This is a genomic window from Chryseosolibacter indicum (assembly GCF_018598585.1).
GTDB lineage: Bacteria > Bacteroidota > Bacteroidia > Cytophagales > Cyclobacteriaceae > Chryseosolibacter > Chryseosolibacter indicus.
Genome location: NZ_JAHESD010000004.1, coordinates 82,946 through 102,809 on the forward strand (window position 1 = coordinate 82,946; position 19,864 = coordinate 102,809).

A 19,864-nucleotide genomic window follows, 5' to 3' on the forward strand; every position below is an offset into this window, starting at 1 on the left:
CTATAAGGTTAGAACAGCTTCAGGCGTGCAAAGAAAAAGGGGCGAATTTATATAGGAAGTACTACGAGTTGTACGTTTCTTCTTTCGGTAATTCCACGGAGGTGTAGGATTAGGCATAGACCATATTGCTTTCTTTTCCTTCCTGGCCTTTAGCTCCAGCTTTGCCCATTCCTTGTTGTTGTCGTATTGCGTATAGTGCCAAACCAATCCTTTTTTGAGCAACGCTTCATTTACATTAATACCTTCTACAGTAACAATTCCTACTACTCTTTTGTAACGGTCCTTGTTAATCTGTTTTACTACAACTTTTTTTTTAAAGATTAGGTCAGATAAGTATTGTTTTGATACGTTATGAAAGTCCTGTCCCTTCTCAGGGGCATCAACGCCATATAATCTAACGCGAATTTGTTTGTTGGCAGGTGTAAGCAGGGTAAATGTATCACCATCAGCAATTGCTGTAACACTTCCCGTTATTTCTGGTTCAGCGAATTGAACAAGAAGGAAAAATAACAGAATGAGTTGTGCAGCGCGATGAAGTTTATTTTTAAAAATTGTAATCAATTTTTTTTGCTTGCGAAGCTAATGCAACCAACAGATTCTCCAAAGTAAGTGCTTGAAATAGTGTGCCTAACAACGCTTTTACCAATCGGCTTTAATATTTAAGCGGCTGTGCGTATCTTGTGGAATGCGTTTCAGAAGGACTGCTGTAATAATGTTCCTGAGCTTCACCCTGCTCACGGTATTATTGCTGTCGTGTAATCGTGCAGAGCATTACGTTGTTGTTGCTGATACTGTTGAAGTAAAATCCCTTCACGACATTATCTCCCTTAAGGATACTTTGGTTAAGCCTGTTATCTACAATAAAGTAACTGGCCTCGGTGAACTTCCTGTAACCAAGGCCAAGCAGAAATTTATTGCTACCATTCTTCCTGCTGTTCTCATTGCAAAACATGAAGTAGAAACTTTAAGAAGTAAATTAATTAAGCTGAAGGAAAAAAGAGTATGGCAGAAAGAAGACAGTATGATGTATCAGCAAGCCAAAAGACGCTACAACGGGAAGAATATTGATGATGTTATTAACCGAATGATCGTGTTGCCCAACAGCATAGTTTTAGCACAGGCTGCAACAGAAACAGGTTGGGGACAATCGCGTTTTTTTGAGGAAGCAAACAATATCTTCGGAATCTGGTCAGTAAAAGAAAATGAAGAAAGAATTGCAGCCCGGAAAACACGAAACAACAAGACGATCTATGTAAGATCTTATCCTAACCTCCTTCAATCTATTCGTGATTATTTTTCTGTGTTATCACGCTCCAATGCTTATAAGTCACTTCGCAAGTCATGTTCAGAGACATCCGATCCCTTTCTGCTTGTTAAACATTTAAGTAATTATTCAGAACGAAAAAATAAATATACCAGAGATCTGAAGAAGATAATTGAGCAGAACAATCTCACCATGTATGACAAGTATAGAATAGACCCTCAGTTTCTTATTGCTGAATAGGTTCTTTATTAATTAGTACATCGTATTAATAATTCCGACGCATGAGTATGTAAAATGTCATTAGAAACTGTACATGCCCGATAAAATGGTTTTAGTTGCTTAATGAAGTTTTCGACAGGTTGTAGGGTTATCATAAGGTGGTATTCAATAATCATCTGTTCTGCGAATCGTATCTTCTGGTTTTCCATTAAATCTTCAATAATTGCCAGCTCAGAGCCTTCTACATCTATCTTTAAAAGATCAACTGGCTCTGAAATATAATTTGTTAATCTTGCCGATTGCACTGCACCTTGAGCTGTACTTCCTGCTGTATAAAATAGCCTTGTATTAAGAAGACCTTCATGATGTGAACGATATAACATCACTTCGCCATCATGTTTTGTGAGGGCTATATTAAATGCGAACACTTCTGTTAAATTATTCTCATGGATATTTCTCTCAAGCAAGTCAAAGGCTTTTTTGTCAGGTTCAAACGCATATATTATTGCTGAAGGATAAAGCCTTTTGAAGAATAATACAGATATGCCTATGTTGCTTCCGCAATCTATAATAGTGGGAGTATTCCGTACGCTTTCAAATTTGTATACCTGGTAAATAAAGATTTCTTCAATCATATCAATAAGCTGACCATAGTCATCGAAAGTAATATTGAAACCTAAAAATTTACAACATGCATTATTATTGATTCGTTTTGAAATCTTGTGATGTATAAATGAATTTATTACTAATACAACATAGTCAAGGAAGAGGGAGAACTTCTTATAGGAATACGTGCTGGAAAATAAATGCGATATGACTTTCGCATAATGTTTAATATAAGTCATAGTCTTGTACCACTGTCATTAAAACACATAAGTGTAAAAATAACGAGAGTGGTGCAATTATATGCTTTCTGCTTTGCATCTCTTTTTATTCCTTTGTAAAATGTTATTAAAGCACTGTTGGCCAGGCATTGCCTGGTCGTTGTTTATCCTGATTATTACGCTTCTTCCCGGTAAAGCAATTCCTGATGTAGGGGTATGGAATGCTGATAAGTATGTCCATTTTTTTATTTTCGGCTTACTGGTAATCTTGTCAGCACACGGACTTACGAAAAGCAACCTGATCAAAAACAAAATTCCAAAACCTTTGTTAGTGGCAGTTGTTTATTCCTTTGTTCTGGGCATCCTTATTGAAGTACTGCAATTGTTTGTACCTGGTCGTAACTTTTCGTTTTTAGATGTTGTCGCGAACTCGATAGGTGTTGCTTTAGGGTATCTTATTTTTGTCAGATTTAAGAATAGCATCCATAAACTGATGGAAAAGTTTCATGCGTAGTTAATGAATTCAATCTTTAGTTTCAGTCCTCGTTGTTATCTTAAAAGATACAGATGGTATGTTATTTTTCAATCAATTAGAAAAAGTACAAACTATAATGACAATGAATTGGAATAGAAAACTAAAGCTAGTTGGATTATCATGTGTAGCAGCTATTGCAATACTTAGCTGTGACAAGGCTCCTAAGGGCGATGATGCTAAAATTGCAGATGCTGAACAGGCTGTTCAGCCTACAGGAGTTACGTATGTAGTGGATACAGCTACTTCGTGGGTGAAGTTTACAGGTCATGGTGTAGGTAAAAACCATCCTGGATATTTTAAGTTGAACTATGGCGCTACGGCAATTAACAAAGATTCAATTTCAGGCGGCAGTTTTGTAATCAATGTTAAATCCATGCGCATGGAGGAAAAGGGTGAACATATAGAAGGGAAGCTAAAGCCTCACTTAATGAGTGGTGATTTTTTTGAGGCCGATAAGTTCGGAACCGCAACATTTGAAATTACGAATGTTGTTCCTTACAAACTGGAGCAGGATGGTACCAAGTCTTTAGTCGAAGGAGCTAATTTTAATATAAGCGGTAACCTTAAGATAAAGGATGTGACTAAAAATATCACGTTCCCTGCAAGGGTTGACCTCGACGGAAATAAACTTAAAGCAAAAGCTAATTTTGATATCGACAGAAGGCAATGGAATATGAACTATGGAAATGATAAGACCTTAGGAGATAAGTTCATATCCGAAGTAGTAAATATAGAATTCTATTTAGAAGCTACTCAGCCAGATTCAGTGTCATCCTTTTAAAAGATCATGTTAACTGAAATAAAGTAGGAGCAGGGAGACCTGCTCTTTTCTTTTGTAAAATATTGACCATTCTTCCGTCAATGTTCATCTAACAGTTTTCTTTATTTTTGTTGAGTACTACAGATAATTAATGACTTCAATTAGTATTCTTGGATGCGGATGGCTTGGGCACCCGCTGGCAATAGAATTAATAGCCTCAGGCTACCAGGTAAAAGGGTCAACTACGCAGCAGGAAAAACTATCATTGCTGGAAAGAGGTGGTATAGAGCCGTACCACCTTAAATTTACATCCAGCGTTGAAGGCGAACTTGGTGACTTTTTTAAATCGGAGGTCTTAATTGTAACAATTCCACCCAAAAGAAAATCAGGACAGACAGATATCTATCTTCAGCAGATTAAATCAATAGCAGAAGCCGTAGTCGGGTATCAGGTTAAGAAGTTACTATTTATCAGCAGTACATCCGTTTACCCTGATGTAAACAGGGTTGTAAATGAAGAAGATGCTGACCCGCTACATTACCTTGTGCAGGCAGAAGATATCGTAAAAAAGCTTTCGCCTACCCGTACAACTATATTACGATTTGGAGGGCTTATAGGGCCTGGCAGACATCCAGGTAAATTTCTAAGCGGGAAGAAAGATATTAAGGGTGCTAACACTCCCGTTAACATTATTCATTTAGATGACTGCGTTGGTGTAATTAAAACTTTGTTGAAGCAAGATATATGGGGAGAAATCTTTAATGCTTGTTCAGATAAACATCCTGCTAAAAAAGAATTCTACACCGCGGCAAGTGCTGAGTTAGATTCAGAACCTCCTCATTTTTCTGAAGAAGAAAATATACCGTATAAGATTGTGAGCAATGCGAAAATTAAAGCGCGTACAGGATACCGGTTTATCTACTGAATTTAAAGAATACGTTGTTAGGAGTCAGTTTACTTTCGCTTGTATGCAGCTAGGTATTAAATGCCATCTTCATTAATGTCATCTATGTCGCCAACATCATGCTCTTCCAAAAAGGTGACGCTGAGCAGCGTGTCTGTTTCGTTGTCATACATCAACTCAACAACATTGTCTTCTAAACTATAGAACAACAACCTGTAGCTATAATCATCCTCCGCTTCAATTAGGTGACCTTTATTCTTTATATAAAGCTCCTTTTCGTTAAGCGATAGGCCATTAAATTGGTCCATGTTCATAGAGAATGAAGAAGATGATATTGTTGTCATAATACTAAAAGTCTCTACTAGCTGTATAAAGCCAATAGATCAATTTGTTCAGAATTTAAAAACGTGTGCCAGGGGAGGGGCTTTCTTCAATTTTACGAATAAAATTAATTTAAATCGATTGTTGGTGAATTAATTTTGTATTAAAAGCAGAGTTATTATAAGGTTTTAAATCATAGTTAATCAATTTCCCTGTTCATTTTCATCATATCGGTATAACCCTGTTGTTTTGATAGCACCATGAGTGCTACTGTCAATCGTTTTGTTTTGGTATTCGATGTCTTGGCACTTTCTATCCATTTGCTAATGTATTGCTGATGAGATTTCGTGAGCGTTTTAAAATATTGCGCTGCAAGCGGATCATCTTTAAGGCAATCCAAAAGGTCTTTTGAAATCTTCAGCGGACGCTCATCTGCTTCTATTTGTACCTTTATGATATCTCCTGCTTTTTTTGAAGTGCTTTTACGCATACTAGCGTTAAATGGGATAATGAATGATCCATCTCCCATAGGGAGAAGTGCTGTTTGTTTGATCGGATACTCATCGAGCCTGCCTTTAACACGAAAGCCAATGCGGTTTCCGGGCTTAAGTTTCTCTGCTTGTTGTTTGGTTATCTTGATATACATCCACCCCGATTTCTCTCCCTGCTTATCAAATTGATTAATTTTTGTAGAAAAGATTACCATAATTATTGACCCGGGTTAAAATACGAATTTATAAGTGTGCTGTACCGCTCTTTGTACCATATACACAATAGAAGTTGCATGTGTGTAGTCTTTTACCTTTCTTCAAACATTGCTTTAAACTACTCCCAAAATATATGAATCGCCGTAATTTTATAAAAGGAACAGGCTCTGCTTTGGCAGGAGGCCTTTTGCTTGCCCCGGAAATTGTCAGCGCCGGAAGAATTTTCTCCGCTAACAATAAAATCAATGTAGCTGTTATTGGTTGCAATGGTATGGGTTGGTCTAACACAACTTCAATATTAAAACAGCAGGACGTTGACCTGGTTGCAATTTGTGATGTTGACAAAAACGTAATTCAGAAACGCCTTACAGAGTATGCTCAGCTTCGTAAAAATAAGCCAAAGGTTTATGGAGACTACCGCGAGCTACTTAATGATAAATCTATAGATGCAGTTATCATAGGAACGCCTGATCATTGGCATTGCCGAATGATGGTAGACGCTGTGAACGCTGGTAAGCACGTGTACGTTGAAAAACCAGTCGCCAACAGCATTGCAGAATGTAATTTGATGGTAAATGCACAGGAAAAGACCGGAAAGATAGTTCAGGCGGGCCAGTGGCAGAGAAGCGGGCCGCATTACCGTAAGGCGATAGAGATTGTACGGTCTGGCGTGTTAGGAAAAATACGCCTTGTTAAAGTATGGGCTTACCAGGGCTGGATGAAACCGGTACCTGTCGCCCCTGATTCCAATCCCCCTGAAGGTGTAGATTATAACATGTGGCTGGGTCCCGCAAACAAGAGACCTTTCAATCCCAATAGGTTTCATTTTAACTTCCGCTGGTTCTGGGATTATGCAGGTGGATTGATGACCGATTGGGGTGTACATGAAATTGATATTGCCCTGTACGCCATGCAGGTTAACGCACCAGTTTCTGTAATGGCATCGGGAGGAAAACTGGCATACCCTGATGATGCTTCTGAGACGCCTGACACATTACAGGCTATATTTCAATACGAGAATTTTAGCATGCTTTGGGAACATGCCACCGGTATTGATAACGGGCCTTACAACAGAAGGGAAGGTATTGCGTTTATCGGAAATAACGGAACCGTAGTGGTAGACCGCGGAGGTTACGAGGTGCTGATCGAACGCCAGGCACAAGGTTATTCATCAACTGGGGAGCCTAAAATGCAACCTATAGAAGGTTATAAAAAGCCAGCAGAACTAAATTACCTTGACCTTCATACACAGAATTTTGTTGAGGCCATAAAGAAAAATGATCAGTCGTTTTTAAATACACCTATTGAATCAGGAAGTATTGCAGCAATCAACGCGCAGATGGGTAATATAGCTTATCGTACTGGCAGTAAAGTGTTCTGGGATTCAAAGGCGGGAAGTTTTATTAACAACGCTGAAGCGAATAAATACATTACACCTCAGTATCACAATGGCTGGGAATTACCTAAAGTATAATTTCTGATTAACTTAACTGATGCTTAAACCGCTGATTGTAGTTTAAGCATCAGCTAACATTTTACGCAATGCCTGCACGAAGAAAAATAACTTCTGATCTCATTCTGGGAGAACTGGAATTCATTACATCCCGAGCCGGAGGACCAGGCGGGCAGAACGTTAATAAAGTAAACACAAAAGTTACTATAAAATGGGATGTTCAGCACTCAGCAATTTTATCGGAAGATGAAAAAGAAGTAATTCTGAAAAAACTGGCATCGAGAATTACAAAAGAGGGTATGTTGGTAATATCTGCTGATGACAAACGCTCGCAGTTACAAAACAAGCAGGAAGCACTAGAAAAGCTTGAGCAGGTTGTAAACAAGGCTTTTGAAAAGAAGAAAGTAAGAAAACCTACTAAGCCAACAAAAGCTTCTATAAAAAGCAGAATTGATTCAAAAAAGCAGAATTCTGAAAAGAAAAAATGGAGACAAAAGCCTTTTTAAAGGCATCGCCTCCAATTTTAATATTTCTTAGTCACCCGTGGCAATTGTTCTTCCCGTACGAGACCATTCACTCCATGAGCCAACATAAAGTTGTGCGCCTGTAATGCCTGCGTGTTCCATGGCAAGAAGGGTGTGACATGCAGTAACACCTGATCCGCAATGAACGATTACATTTTCTGAGGGTCTTTCTCCAATGACCTGCTTATATCGTTGTTCCAACTCTTCAGCAGGAAGAAACTTGCCCTCCGTGTCAAGGTTGTTGATGTAAGGGATGTTTACAGCGCCAGGAATGTGTCCGGCAACAAGATCAATAGGTTCACGTTCCCCTCTGTACCTAAAAGCCTCCCTTACATCAACCACGAGAAATCGCGAGTCTGACGCAGCCTTTTCTACGTCTTCAATTCTTTGTGTCGGTCTCTTCCATTTATCTACGGGGTATGATGATGTTGGTGTAACTACAGATGCATCAGTGGCGCTTGCAATGCCTTCTTTTACCAGAGCATCAAGGCCACCATTAACAACTTGTACTTTTTCATGACCTACCGCCTTCATCATCCACCAAAACCGCGCAGCTGCATTAGCACCATTTTTATCGTCATACGCAATAATGTGTGACGAAGGTGTTATACCAAGCTTGCCCAGAAGGCTTGAGAATTCTTCTATTGCAGGCAAAGGATGACGTCCGCCTTTAGCAGCGTCTTCTGGTTTTTTAGAAAGATCTTTGTCAAGGTCTACGTGTATTGCTCTGGCAACGTGCCCTTTGCTATACCTTTCAAAAGCATCAGGTCCGCTGCGTGCATCAATAACAACAGTGTTGCTTATCGCAAGATGCTGTTTTACTTCACTTGCATCAATGAGAGGAGGATTAATTTTAGCCATAATTGTAAATATAAAAACTATAAGTAATTCATAAAAAAGTAGTATGGGTTTTGAGAAATCTTCAATAATTGACCTGAAAAATTAAAATGGATAGTAAACGTAGCGTAATATGGATTGAGAATGTGCTAATCTTAATGCTGGTTTGTATCTTAGAGGATAATCTAAAAGAATGACCCCATGATTATTAGGTATGTGCTGTGTCTGGTGCTTTCAATCTCTTCTCTGATTTCTTACGCACAAACTGTTAACCTTCCTTGTCCTAAAGGTTGGAGTACTGAATCGTTTAAGCTTCCGGTAGATTTTGCGCCAAACATTCCTTACAGTGGTATTGAAGAGCTTAGATTTTCGCCTGGGTGGGGAACTCCTGGTAATGAAGAGTTATGGTCTTACTGTTATTTGTGGTGGATTGATGGTGAGGTGGAAGTAACAGCATCCAATCTTAAAAATCACCTTGAGGACTACTACAATGGATTGGTGAGTAGAAATGTTGCAAGTCGCAAAATAGAAACATCGAAAGTAGTGCCTACAAAAGCGAGGTTTAAGCAGGTAACGGATGCATCAGGTAACTATTTTGTTGGCACGGTATCTATGCTTGATTATATGAGCGAGAAGCCAATTGTTTTAAATATCAAGGTAAACAAAACCTTTTGTAAGGAACACAATAAGGAAGCAGTCTTCTTTTCAATATCGCCCCAATCAAAGGAGCATCGTGTATGGAAAGAGTTAGACCAAATATGGGCGGGATTCCAGTGCAGTAAATAAGTGCGAAAATGAAGAAAAAAGAATGTCCGTCTTGTGCCATGGAGGTGGATGTAAAAACAAGGACGTGTCCCATCTGTGGTTATGAATTTACCACCTCTTCGTCTTCATTGAGATGGGTAGCCCTGTTACTAGCACTACTGTTTATTATCTACATTATTATCTCCATTTTTTAATACACATCAATAAGTACATCTGTTACTTGTTATCCAGCAGGTTAATCTTTTACATTTGATTTTTAAAAGAGATCTCTGTTAAAGAAATTCGTATTTGCTTATTGTAAATTAACTGTATCATGAAAGCCTACGTTATTGTTGATGTTAAAATTAATAATCCTGCATTGTATGACGACTACAAGAAGCTGACACCAGGATCGCTGAAACCTTTTGAAGGGAAGTTTATTGTACGGGGAGGAGAAACTGAAACACTTGAAGGGGACTGGGAGCCGGGGAGAATAGTAATACTCGAGTTTCCATCGCTCGAAAAAGCGAAAGCTTGGTGGTCATCAGAAGAGTACGCGCCTGCTAAAGCTTTAAGGCAATCAGCTTCTGTTACACGCATGATCGTAGCTGAAGGTTTTGAGTAGAAATACCTTCATCAACAAGGAAGTAAAGCAGACTTGTATACCTGGTTTACTTCCTTTTTTATGTAATGCCTGGCATAATAATTAGATGTTATGCGTGTATGAAACTGCAATCTGTTTTTATTTATATATCAATTATTTTAATGCTTGCTGCTTTTCAGGTAAAAGCACAAAGTGATAGTACTGCCTATGTACATGGCCTACCGGTTAGTGAAGATGATACGGTAGCTGTATTCCCGCAATCTGATCTGGGGCCTCAGGAAAACATTGTGGCTGTACCTGAATCTCAAATACCGAAGAAAGTAAAGAAAGCCCTTCGAAAAGGCGATCAATATGAAGGCTGGCAGGGGAGTACCGTTTATTACGATAAGAACACACACCTTTATCTTGTAGAGATTAAAAGAGGTAACGCGTCCAGGATTTACGGATTAGACGAAAGCGGCCGCCCTGTTACCTATGACGAAGTGAGTAAGAACGACGATCAGTAAAGCTGCTTTTTCTTTACCTAAAACTTTTGCCGCTAGTCGCGCATTTTGTTTCCTGCGCTGCCGGCTGGCATATTTCTTCTCTGTTCTGCGAGTGATTTTTAGTTTGAATAAAATTGAAGAAAGCCATGGAAAAGAGGTTAGTTTTAATCTTGTTGTCATTTGTTTTTGCGTCAGCGCTATATGCCCAAACTGATACAACGCGTAATCTAACGCTTAAAAAAAGTGATACACTTTCAATGCAAAATGAAGGCAGTGATTTTCTTAATCAATACGTTCAAAAAGTTGATGTAGATGATATTCCTTCTGATCTGAAAAAAACACTCTCACAAAAAGATCAGTACAAAGGATGGGAAAATCAGACGTTGTATTATGATTCTCAAAACAAAATTTATTTACTCGAGAAGAAGGAAGGCATAACCACCCACATTTATCGTTTTAATAAAGAAGGTAAACCAATAACGGGTATGCTTAATGAAGATGATGATCAATAAAAATAAGAATGCCGCCCCTGGGAAGGGCGGCAGATTCTCACATTCACATTAACCTAATTGAAAAAACCAACTAACGAAAAGTTATCTGTAAGTAAGTGTAACTACTTCACCTCTCTCAATTACACTTAGCTTTAATGTCTTATCTGTTATCTCAATAACGTCAAGTACTTCCTCATCAAACTTGCCTTTATTAAGAAATAACTTATTTCCTTCCACATACCACTCACCGTCAACATTCTTTTCAAAGAACTTCTCTTCATATTGTTTAGTACTTGAGAAGTAGAAAGATGAGTTGTTATACAAGGTGTTAATAACATGACTGATGTCTCCATTTAAAGATTCGGCTCTGTAAAAAGCCCAGTCTTTATTTGTTAACGCTCTTTCTATTTTTGAGCTTTCGATCACCTCAGCCCTGAAACCACTAATGGCTACTGCCAGGATGCCGAGAAGAAGTGTGAGAGTATAATTTTTCATGGGGTTTAATTTGATACCACTATTGCCATTTTAATGCCTCAATTAAAAATCAGTGCAATCGTTGTAAAAACGGCCGTTTCGCCATTATTGAACAAAAAACCGTCTCAAATTGAAACTAGAAAACAGGGTAATTGTCCCATATTTGGAATAGAGGAATAAGTTAGGGGTTGTTTTCAGATTTAAGTTTTGCTACTTAAACGCTTGTTGTGGCCTTCGCCATCTCTTACTTTTTTTGTATCTTTAAGTAATTCATAGTGGCCCATATTTTCCCGGGTTTTAAATCATTTTATTTATAAATTTCGTTTCAACACAACTCCCTGGGGAGTGCAGAGAAAGTGCAAAGAGAGTGCAGAGGGTGTGGAGAATGTTTTAGAGGTGCCTTAGAGGAGCTTTAGAGAATACTTAGCAGAGCCAAGCCCAAGTACGCTTAGCGCCTTTGCCCAATTCCTAGCTCCCAGCCCCTAATCCCCAATTCCCACTCTACAATGCCTAATACCAACCCCTAATGCCTAATGCCTGGTGCCTAATTCCCAATACCCGTTGCCTAACCCCCAATGCCTGATTTCTAATCCCTATTTTCATTTTTGACACTATTTGTCACTGGCATACCCTAGTTTTCCAGGAAAAAGAAAAATATGGCTATCATAACTCATAATTCCCTTACAAAAGGCGCCAGGGGTGCCTTCGGTAGTGTTATGTTCAGGCAGGTGCGCAATAAGACAATTATGTCAGCAAAGCCTTCTCCACCCGAAAAGCAAAGTGAAGGCCAGCGAAGAAATCGCGAGAAATTTCGAAGCGCCACCATTTATGCTAAGCATGTTTTGCTAGACCCGCAGAAGAAGGCCTACTATCAGCATAAGGCCAGGAAGTTAAAATTGCCAAACGCATATACTGCAGCCATTACAGAGTATATGCGAAAAGGAGAGATTAAAGCAATAGCCGTAAACAAAAAGAATGGTAAGGTGCAAGACACCGTAAAGATTAATGCGTATAAGAAAGATTTTGCAGTTAGAAAGGTGAGGGTTGTTATTTACGGTGAGAATGGCTTACCTGTGTTTAAAGGCGAGGCAAACAAGAGCGACAAAACGGAATTTATACTTCATACCGGACATGATTTCTTGCTTCGTCATAACATGAAGATCCATGCATTTATTGATGATTGCGATATGGGTAGTACACCATTTGTTTACACGGTTGAGTAAATGGAAAATGAGTCTTCTTGGTTTACGCGAAGGTTATTAGGAGTGCTTTGGAATCTTTGTATTTTAACGCCTCGATCTGTTAACCATTCCTCACGATGCTTTTAAGATTAGTCTTACAGGTTTTTATTTTTGTTTTTTTGTATAACAGCGTAAGCGCGCAACAGCATGCAGGAAAATTTTTTGCTGCAAGTGATCCGTTAATTCAATATGTAGGACGTATTGATGCATCCAATCCCGAAGCTCTACGTTTTTGGCAGCCGGGAGTTTACATAAAAGCAAAGTTCTACGGCACCTATTGCGAGTTGCATATTAATGACGAAGAGCTTTGGGGTAAATCCCATAATTACATTTCCATTATTGTCGATGATAATGCACCCATTCGTCTGCAAACAAAAGGCAAGAAGAATGTTATTGATACCGTTAGAAACCTTTTGAAAGGCGAGCATACTATTGTGATCTGTAAGAATACGGAAGCTGGCATTGGTTACCTTGAGTTTGTCGGGTTAAAATGTGAGAAGCTCTTGCGCCTGCCTAACAAACCTTCACGAAAAATTGAATTTATTGGCAATTCGATTACGTGTGGTATGGGTAGTGATCTGTCAGTGATCCCATGTGATAGCGGGCAATGGTACGATCAGCACAATGCTTACTTAAGCTATGGTGCTCAGACAGCCCGCAGACTTAATGCACAATGGCATCTAAGTTCTGTTTCCGGTATTGGTCTTATTCGCAGTTGCTGTAATATGGAGATAACCATGCCTGATGTTTTCGATAAAATAAATATGAGAGATGATACTATCCTGTGGGACTTTAAAAAATATCAACCTGAGGTGGTGAGTATTTGCCTGGGCCAGAATGACAGAATTCAGGACTCGGTAAAGTTTTGCTCCGCTTATGTTTCTTTCATCAAAAATATAAGAACGCTTTATCCCAGAGCACAGATACTTTGTATCACAAGTCCGATGGCGGATGAGAAGCTGGCGGAAGTTATGCGAAGATATCTTACAGGTGTGGTTTCACATCTTCAAAGTAACGGCGAGAAAAAAGTTGATAAATATTTTTTTTCAAGAAGTTTTAACAATGGTTGTGGCAGCCATCCTGATTTACAGGATCATACATTAATCGCCAATGAGTTAACGGCGAAAATAAAATCATTGATGGGTTGGTAGCATATTACTGTACGTTAATAATTCGTATCTGTTTTTTAAACTTGTATATTAGCATATATGAACAGAATTGATCGCTTAACAGCTATTCTTATACAATTACAGACAAAGCGTGTAGTTAAAGCAGAAGAAATTGCTGAGCGATTTGAGATAAGCCTCAGAACAGTTTATCGCGATGTTAAGGCGTTGATGGAGGCGGGAGTACCCATTGGTTCAGAAGCAGGGAAAGGATATTTTATAGTAGACGGATATCATCTTCCTCCCGTCATGTTCAGCCAGGAAGAAGCAAGTGCTATGCTCACAGCCGGGAAACTGGTAGAAAAGATGACCGATGTATCTATTCGTAAAGCATATGAATCAGCACTTCTTAAAATAAAATCCGTGCTTAACGATTCGGAGAAAGACCATCTTGAAAATCTTCAATCTGCTATTGAAATACTAAGGCACGATAAACAAGAGGACTATCCGAATGAATATATGGCCGAAATTCAAAATGCCATCTCCAAGAAAAACGTGATGCGCGTCGAATATCTCTCTACGAAGGAGGAGAGAACCACACGTGAAATTGAACCTATCGGGATTGTACACTACTCAGGGCGTTGGCATTTAATAGGCTGGTGCAGATTACGCAATGGCTATCGCGATTTTCGTGTTGACCTTATTCAATCGTTGAAGAACACCGGTGCCAGTTTTGATTCACGCAACCTGTTTACTTTGCAGGAATACTTCCAAAGCCTTACTGCAGCACACCAGGAAATGGAGAAGGTTACCTTGCTGTTTGATAAATCAATGACACGCAATGTTAAATATGCGCGCTACTACTACGGCTATGTGTCTGAAGAGGATTTGGGAGACAGGTGCCGTATGACCTTTTTGGTTGCAAACACACGCTCTTTCTGCAAGTGGCTTCTCATGTATGGAAACGCCGTAGAAATCGAAAACCCGGATAAGTTAAGGGGAATAATGGAGGAAATGGTGGATGAACTTGTACTACACTATAAAGGTGCATTAAAGTTTTCGTAATCCTCCTGCAGTTACCAACCACATTAATCAATCAATAGTTCTTTTCACCCTGCTGACATAAGGTTGTCAGCTTTGTGCCTGTATTTAGCAAAAAAATCAGTATGATGCAGGTTAAAGAAGTACCGCCAATTAGTTTTTTGTTTTTCAGAACGGAAGCTCAGATTAATACACTTACCCAATTCCTCCCGGTTTCGCAGGAGTTGTATAAGGAAGCTGTGAAGAATAAAATTCCTATTACAGGCCCTGTTCATTGGCATTACCACAGCTTTACGGGTGGTGAACAACAAGCCTTTACGCTCGAAATTGCACTTCCTGTTGCTTATGTTCTTGAGGAATACGATGGCAATTTTCACTTCAAAAGAACGGGAGCTTTCAAGTGCCTGGCCTTAGTGCATGAAGGAAACTGGCTCGACTTTCCAAGAAGTTATGATGTTGCATTTCATTACATAGCAGATAATAAATTGGAACCACTTGCTGTTAATCGCGAGATCTATATAAATGTAGATTTTAAACATCCCGAGGCAAACGTCTCTGAAATACAAATTGGGCTTAAATAATAAAACAACTACATTATAACTTTATGAGAAAAATAATATTGGCAGTAGCTGTTACGCTGGATAATTTTATTGAAGGTCCGAATGGAGAAATTGATTGGTGTTTCACCGATCAGGATTATGGTATGACTGATTTTCTCAACAGGATTGATACAATTTTATATGGCAGAAAAAGTTATGAGCTTGTAGTTAAGATGGAAGGAGGCCTTGGTATGTATGGGAACAAGAAAAACTATGTATTCTCCAATACAATAAAGGGGCAGCTTGAAGGTGCTGAATTAGTAAGGGGAAGTACCTTAGAACAGGTAAAGGAAATTAAAGCTGCACCCGGAAAAGATATCTGGTTGTTTGGCGGTGCCGCCTTAACGGAGTCGTTGATGCAAGCAAATCTTGTTGATGAATTCTGGTTTACGGTTCATCCCATTATACTTGGAAAAGGAAAACCACTTTTCACCAACCTTCAACATCCTATCAATCTTACGCTAGTAAACAGCAAGGTGTATGAAACAGGTTTGGTTTCATTAAACTATCAGCTGAAAGAGAAGTAATAGTTTAACGCTAATGGATGTAAAAAAAAGAAGAGAGTTACTCAACGTTCTCTCTCTTTTGTTTGGTTTATAGACCTTGCCTTTTTGGCTAATCAGATAACTGCCTGGTGCTGCCTTCTGTTCTTGTTACTGAACCTTCATTTTCCCTTGCATCTGCTTTTCGCTCCAGCTCATTGTTACCCGCACGTTGTTCCTTGCGTTCTCCTGCTGTACGTGGTGGCATTCCCGAATGTAAATTTCGGGTATCATAGTTTGCACCACTTTCAGGAAACCTGTTCTCATTTCTGCTACCTTCATTAAAAGTTGCAGATGGGCGTTCCTCTCGTTGCATTTCGTCAGCAATATCTTCATCCGTACTGGCAGCAACATCTTTTATTATGTGCCGCTTACCATATCTTGAATTCGCTAAGATATCCTGATACATGAATCTTTCCCCGTCAACTTGTAGCTGACCAGGATAGACTTTTTGCCGGTTGTATTCGTAATTGTCCATAACACAAATCCTTTCTACACTTCTTGTTGTACTGAAATAACCATGCCTTTTAAAGCAGGTTGTTTAACATTAATAAATGCAATTGCTGGATCATTTCTTCTGCTGGTAGTACGTCAGGAATAGAATTTTAATAATCGGCTTTTGCCTGTTATACCTCCCTGAAGTCTGTTAGGTCAAGAAGTCAACATTTCAAACAACAGAATCTGGCTTTAAAGTATTGAAGTACATGAAGGAAAAACAGAACCACTTATGGTGGCAGGAAGGAATTATATATCAAATTTATCCACGTTCTTTTCAGGATAGCAATGGCGATGGGGTAGGAGATTTAAAAGGAATAATTACCCGTCTTGATTACATAAAGAATTTAGGAATTGATGCCGTTTGGATCTCACCAATATACCCATCACCCATGGCAGATTTTGGTTATGATATTTCAGATTATACCGGTATCCATCCTTTGTTTGGTTCTCTTGCTGACTTTGATGTGCTGTTAAAGGAAATTCATAACAGGGGAATGAAGCTAATTCTTGATCTTGTTCCTAATCACACTTCAGATCAGCATCCCTGGTTTCTTGAGTCACGCTCATCAAGAGATAATCCCAAACGCAATTGGTATATATGGAAAGATCCAGGTCCTGATCATTCACCACCTAACAACTGGCTTGCTGCATTTGGGGGAAGTGCGTGGGAATGGGATGAAAAGACTCAACAGTATTACTACCATGCGTTTCTTAAAGAGCAACCCGATCTTAATTGGAGAAACCCGGAAGTTCAAAAGGCGATGCTGAACGTAATGAAGTTCTGGTTGGATAAAGGTGTTGATGGCTTCCGTGTAGATGTAATGTGGCACATGATAAAGGATGATCAGTTCAGAGATAATCCTGTTAATCCAACATATCAGCAACACATGGCCACGTATGATCAACTGCTTCCTGTGTTTTCTACTGATCAGCCTGAAGTTCATAAGATCGTGAGGATGATGAGGGATCTGCTCGATCAGTACGATGAGCGTATGATGATAGGAGAGATCTACCTTCCGATACAAAAACTGGTTACGTACTATGGTGCAGAAAGAAAAGGTGCACATCTTCCTTTTAACTTTCAACTGTTAACCTTACCGTGGGATGCAACACAGATAGCACTCGCCATAGCGGAGTATGAAAATGCTTTACCCGAACATGGATGGCCTAACTGGGTTTTAGGAAATCATGATCAACCAAGGGTGGCAAGCAGACTTGGTTCTGAACAAGCACGTGTGGCAGCCATGCTTCTTCTTACGTTAAGAGGCACACCTACTATTTACTATGGTGATGAAATCGGGTTGAAAGATGTACCGATACCGGTTGAAGAAATCCAGGATCCGCAGGGTTTAAACATGCCCGATAAGAACCTGAGCCGGGATCCTGCAAGAACACCCATGCAATGGGATGCCTCGACTAATGCAGGGTTCTCAACAACTAAGCCGTGGCTGAGAGTTGACAGGAACTATACGCGGCAGAATGTAGAAGCACTCCGCAATAATGAAACGTCAATATATAATTTATATGCTAAGCTTATCGCTTTACGTAAGAAGGAGTCATCATTATCCGTAGGAAGTTATACTCCGGTTTATTCGGATCACCAGATGATAGCTTACATACGAAAAGCAGAAGGCTCCCCAGCATTTCTTATCATTCTTAATCTCACCCATAGACCATGTTATTTCAGGCAGAAGCAAACATCTTATACGGGTACTATTGTAGTTTCTACTTCTCCTGAGCTTGAAGGTACAGCAGTAGAAGGTACAATAAGTTTAAGCGGAGATGAAGGTATTATTATCAAATTAAAAGAAAATTAAAAACAACTCTTGGTATAACTTCTATGGGAACTACGCTCGCTACCAATCTGGCCGGTGCCAGGTTTAATGGTTCTGAATGTACATTTTCTGTCTGGGCTCCTTTAAAGGAGCGTATGATTCTTCATCTAACAGAATCAAAACGACAGGTTGAGATGAAGAAAGATGATGAAGGTTATTTTAGTATAACATTAAAAGATGTAAAGCAGGGAGCGAAGTACTTCTTTAGACCCGATAACGAAAAAGATTATCCTGATCCTACTTCATTCTACCAGCCAGAGGGCGTGCATGGTCCCTCACAGGTTTATACCCATGACTATGAATGGAAGGACCAGGCATGGCGTGGATTGCCTTTTAAAGACCTTATACTTTACGAAGTCCACGTTGGTACATTTACTCAAGAGGGTACTTTTGAAGCCATTATACCTTATCTGGACGAGCTTTATGAAACAGGAATTAATGCGTTGGAGCTTATGCCTGTGTCACAGTTTAGCGGAGGTAGAAACTGGGGTTATGATGGTGTTTATCCTTACGCTGTTCAAAATACTTATGGGGGACCTGATGGATTAAAAAGACTGGTTGATGCCTGTCATCAAAGAGGTATCGCTGTATTCCTGGATGTGGTATATAATCATATTGGCCCTGAAGGAAATTACCTCCCTCAATATGGACCTTATTTTACAGATACATATTGTACACCCTGGGGAGATGCCATTAATTTCGATGGAGACTGGTCGGATGGCGTAAGAGATTACTTCTGTAACAATGCTTTGTATTGGTTTAAATACTTTCACCTTGATGGACTGAGACTCGATGCAATTCACATGGCCTATGATAATGGTGCATATCATTTCTGGCAGTATGTAAACGATAAGGTAAAGCAATTGCAGGAAGAGGTAGGACGACCGTTGCATATGATCGCAGAGAGTGACTTGAATAGCCCTCGCGTAATTAATCCTTTAGTAATAGGAGGATATGGTTTCACAGCCCAATGGCTTGACGACTTTCATCATGCGCTGTATGTGATGCTCGACCCAAAAGGCAGAGAACGGTATATTGATTTCGGATTGATAGAACAACTTGCGAAAGCATATACAGATGGCTTTGTTCACAGCGGGGAGTATGTAAAGTTCAGGAAGAGAAAGCACGGTGTTTCTTCTGCAGGTATCCCTGGTGATAAATTCGTAGCATTTAATCTTAACCACGATCAGATCGGAAACCGCATACATGCTGAACGTCTATGTGTTCTTGTTAATCATGAGAAAGTTAAATTAGGAGCAGCGGCCTTAATGCTTTCGCCCTACGTGCCGATGCTATTTATGGGCGAAGAGTATGCAGATCAATCTCCTTTCTACTATTTCGTAAGCCACACAGATCCTGCCCTTGTTGAAGCTGTAAGAAAAGGAAGAAAAGAAGAATTTAAAGATTATAAGGGAGAAGGAGAATCACCAGATCCTTATGATGAGAAGACTTTCAATGACTCAAAGTTGAAGTGGGTTAAACGAAATGAAGGCAAGCACAAAATTACGCTTGAATGGCATAAGAGGCTTATTCAGCTAAGAAGATCGAACAAAGCAATAGGAAATTTTGACAAGAACGATATCACGGCTCAGGTTATCGCTCAGGATGCACTTGTTATTCATCGCCAGGCAGTAGGAGGAAGTGATCATGTGCTATGTCTGTTTAATTTTGGCGAGCAGAAAGTAAGATACACAATGCCTCTGGGAAATAAGAAATGGAGAAAGATTCTTGATTCCCAGGAAGTACAATGGAGCGAAGACGGAAAGCAAAAGCAAACACTGCCTTCATTAACTACTTCATCAGAAGAGGTAGTAATTCCACCAACAAGTGTAATTGTATATGAAGAAGTAAGGTGA

25 protein-coding genes are annotated in these 19,864 nt (G+C 39.4%); 18 read left to right on the top strand and 7 right to left on the bottom strand.

Translation table 11 applies throughout. The features are described 5' to 3' along the window. A complete protein-coding gene (locus KK060_RS02960; protein WP_254152005.1) occupies nt 1-561 on the bottom strand; it encodes a thermonuclease family protein in 561 nt (186 codons plus the stop codon). A 124-nt stretch (nt 562-685) separates the two neighbouring features. Here KK060_RS02960 and KK060_RS02965 point away from each other — a divergent pair, with 124 nt between their 5' ends. After that, a complete protein-coding gene (locus tag KK060_RS02965) occupies nt 686-1,504 on the top strand; it encodes a glucosaminidase domain-containing protein (RefSeq protein ID WP_254152007.1) in 819 nt (272 codons plus the stop codon). Between the two features lie 8 nt (nt 1,505-1,512). Here the strand turns inward: KK060_RS02965 and KK060_RS02970 are convergent, their stop codons facing one another. After that, on the bottom strand, nt 1,513-2,328 hold the full coding sequence (locus tag KK060_RS02970) for an FkbM family methyltransferase (protein WP_254152009.1): 816 nt from the start codon (nt 2,326-2,328) through the stop codon (nt 1,513-1,515). A gap of 100 nt (nt 2,329-2,428) precedes the next feature. On the opposite strand from KK060_RS02970, the gene KK060_RS02975 reads away from it, so the two are divergent. The 3 genes from KK060_RS02975 (at nt 2,429) to KK060_RS02985 (ending at nt 4,527) form a co-directional block, all read left to right on the top strand. Next, nucleotides 2,429-2,821 (top strand): VanZ family protein, encoded by a 393-nt coding sequence (locus tag KK060_RS02975; protein ID WP_254152011.1) that lies wholly within the window; start codon nt 2,429-2,431, stop codon nt 2,819-2,821. A 103-nt stretch (nt 2,822-2,924) separates the two neighbouring features. Continuing rightward, a complete protein-coding gene (locus tag KK060_RS02980) occupies nt 2,925-3,623 on the top strand; it encodes a YceI family protein (protein WP_254152013.1) in 699 nt (232 codons plus the stop codon). A gap of 130 nt (nt 3,624-3,753) precedes the next feature. After that, nucleotides 3,754-4,527, top strand: a complete 774-nt coding sequence (locus KK060_RS02985; protein ID WP_254152015.1) for an SDR family oxidoreductase — start codon at nt 3,754-3,756, stop codon at nt 4,525-4,527. A gap of 56 nt (nt 4,528-4,583) precedes the next feature. Here KK060_RS02985 and KK060_RS02990 read toward each other — a convergent pair whose 3' ends face one another. Together KK060_RS02990 and KK060_RS02995 are read right to left on the bottom strand one after the other, a co-directional pair. Next, nucleotides 4,584-4,850: a hypothetical protein gene (locus tag KK060_RS02990; RefSeq protein ID WP_254152017.1), complete on the bottom strand. Its 267-nt coding sequence runs from the start codon at nt 4,848-4,850 to the stop codon at nt 4,584-4,586. 176 nt (nt 4,851-5,026) lie between these two features. Next, nucleotides 5,027-5,533 carry a DUF1905 domain-containing protein gene (locus KK060_RS02995; protein WP_254152018.1) on the bottom strand — a complete coding sequence of 169 codons (507 nt, stop codon included), beginning with the start codon at nt 5,531-5,533 and terminating at the stop codon, nt 5,027-5,029. Nucleotides 5,534-5,667: 134 nt separating this feature from the next. Between KK060_RS02995 and KK060_RS03000 the strand changes: the two genes are divergently transcribed. Together KK060_RS03000 and arfB are read left to right on the top strand one after the other, a co-directional pair. Continuing rightward, nucleotides 5,668-7,008 (top strand): Gfo/Idh/MocA family protein, encoded by a 1,341-nt coding sequence (locus KK060_RS03000; RefSeq protein WP_254152020.1) that lies wholly within the window; start codon nt 5,668-5,670, stop codon nt 7,006-7,008. 68 nt (nt 7,009-7,076) lie between these two features. Then, nucleotides 7,077-7,493 carry an alternative ribosome rescue aminoacyl-tRNA hydrolase ArfB gene (gene arfB / locus KK060_RS03005; RefSeq protein ID WP_254152022.1) on the top strand — a complete coding sequence of 139 codons (417 nt, stop codon included), beginning with the start codon at nt 7,077-7,079 and terminating at the stop codon, nt 7,491-7,493. Between the two features lie 27 nt (nt 7,494-7,520). Here the strand turns inward: arfB and KK060_RS03010 are convergent, their stop codons facing one another. Next, complete coding sequence (locus KK060_RS03010; protein ID WP_254152023.1) at nt 7,521-8,372, bottom strand: sulfurtransferase; 852 nt, start codon at nt 8,370-8,372, stop codon at nt 7,521-7,523. Nucleotides 8,373-8,549: 177 nt separating this feature from the next. Between KK060_RS03010 and KK060_RS03015 the strand changes: the two genes are divergently transcribed. The 5 genes from KK060_RS03015 (at nt 8,550) to KK060_RS03035 (ending at nt 10,693) form a co-directional block, all read left to right on the top strand. Next, entirely contained in the window at nt 8,550-9,134 is a 585-nt protein-coding gene (locus KK060_RS03015; RefSeq protein WP_254152025.1) for a hypothetical protein, read from the top strand. An 8-nt stretch (nt 9,135-9,142) separates the two neighbouring features. Then, nucleotides 9,143-9,307 carry a zinc ribbon domain-containing protein gene (locus KK060_RS03020; RefSeq protein ID WP_302180002.1) on the top strand — a complete coding sequence of 55 codons (165 nt, stop codon included), beginning with the start codon at nt 9,143-9,145 and terminating at the stop codon, nt 9,305-9,307. A gap of 119 nt (nt 9,308-9,426) precedes the next feature. Next, a complete protein-coding gene (locus KK060_RS03025) occupies nt 9,427-9,717 on the top strand; it encodes a DUF1330 domain-containing protein (RefSeq protein ID WP_254152027.1) in 291 nt (96 codons plus the stop codon). Between the two features lie 98 nt (nt 9,718-9,815). Continuing rightward, nucleotides 9,816-10,202, top strand: coding sequence for a hypothetical protein (locus tag KK060_RS03030; protein WP_254152028.1), 387 nt, complete (start codon nt 9,816-9,818; stop codon nt 10,200-10,202). Nucleotides 10,203-10,327: 125 nt separating this feature from the next. After that, complete coding sequence (locus KK060_RS03035) at nt 10,328-10,693, top strand: hypothetical protein (protein ID WP_254152031.1); 366 nt, start codon at nt 10,328-10,330, stop codon at nt 10,691-10,693. An 81-nt stretch (nt 10,694-10,774) separates the two neighbouring features. On the opposite strand, the gene KK060_RS03040 is transcribed toward KK060_RS03035, so the two are convergent. After that, a complete protein-coding gene (locus KK060_RS03040) occupies nt 10,775-11,167 on the bottom strand; it encodes a hypothetical protein (protein ID WP_254152033.1) in 393 nt (130 codons plus the stop codon). Nucleotides 11,168-11,802: 635 nt separating this feature from the next. On the opposite strand from KK060_RS03040, the gene KK060_RS03045 reads away from it, so the two are divergent. From KK060_RS03045 to KK060_RS03065, 5 genes are all read left to right on the top strand, one after another. Further along, the gene (locus KK060_RS03045) at nt 11,803-12,369 is read left to right on the top strand and encodes a hypothetical protein (RefSeq protein ID WP_254152035.1); all 567 of its coding nucleotides are present in this window, start codon (nt 11,803-11,805) and stop codon (nt 12,367-12,369) included. Between the two features lie 95 nt (nt 12,370-12,464). Continuing rightward, the gene (locus KK060_RS03050) at nt 12,465-13,538 is read left to right on the top strand and encodes an SGNH/GDSL hydrolase family protein (protein WP_254152036.1); all 1,074 of its coding nucleotides are present in this window, start codon (nt 12,465-12,467) and stop codon (nt 13,536-13,538) included. Between the two features lie 57 nt (nt 13,539-13,595). Beyond that, on the top strand, nt 13,596-14,558 hold the full coding sequence (locus tag KK060_RS03055; RefSeq protein ID WP_254152037.1) for a helix-turn-helix transcriptional regulator: 963 nt from the start codon (nt 13,596-13,598) through the stop codon (nt 14,556-14,558). Nucleotides 14,559-14,659: 101 nt separating this feature from the next. Continuing rightward, entirely contained in the window at nt 14,660-15,115 is a 456-nt protein-coding gene (locus KK060_RS03060) for a GyrI-like domain-containing protein (RefSeq protein WP_254152039.1), read from the top strand. Nucleotides 15,116-15,138: 23 nt separating this feature from the next. Beyond that, nucleotides 15,139-15,660, top strand: a complete 522-nt coding sequence (locus KK060_RS03065; protein WP_254152040.1) for a dihydrofolate reductase family protein — start codon at nt 15,139-15,141, stop codon at nt 15,658-15,660. Between the two features lie 88 nt (nt 15,661-15,748). Here the strand turns inward: KK060_RS03065 and KK060_RS03070 are convergent, their stop codons facing one another. Beyond that, complete coding sequence (locus tag KK060_RS03070; RefSeq protein ID WP_254152042.1) at nt 15,749-16,153, bottom strand: hypothetical protein; 405 nt, start codon at nt 16,151-16,153, stop codon at nt 15,749-15,751. A gap of 226 nt (nt 16,154-16,379) precedes the next feature. Between KK060_RS03070 and KK060_RS03075 the strand changes: the two genes are divergently transcribed. Both KK060_RS03075 and treZ read left to right on the top strand, forming a co-directional pair. Continuing rightward, on the top strand, nt 16,380-17,990 hold the full coding sequence (locus KK060_RS03075) for an alpha-amylase family glycosyl hydrolase (protein ID WP_254152044.1): 1,611 nt from the start codon (nt 16,380-16,382) through the stop codon (nt 17,988-17,990). Nucleotides 17,991-18,013: 23 nt separating this feature from the next. Continuing rightward, nucleotides 18,014-19,864 carry a malto-oligosyltrehalose trehalohydrolase gene (gene treZ, locus KK060_RS03080; protein ID WP_254152046.1) on the top strand — a complete coding sequence of 617 codons (1,851 nt, stop codon included), beginning with the start codon at nt 18,014-18,016 and terminating at the stop codon, nt 19,862-19,864.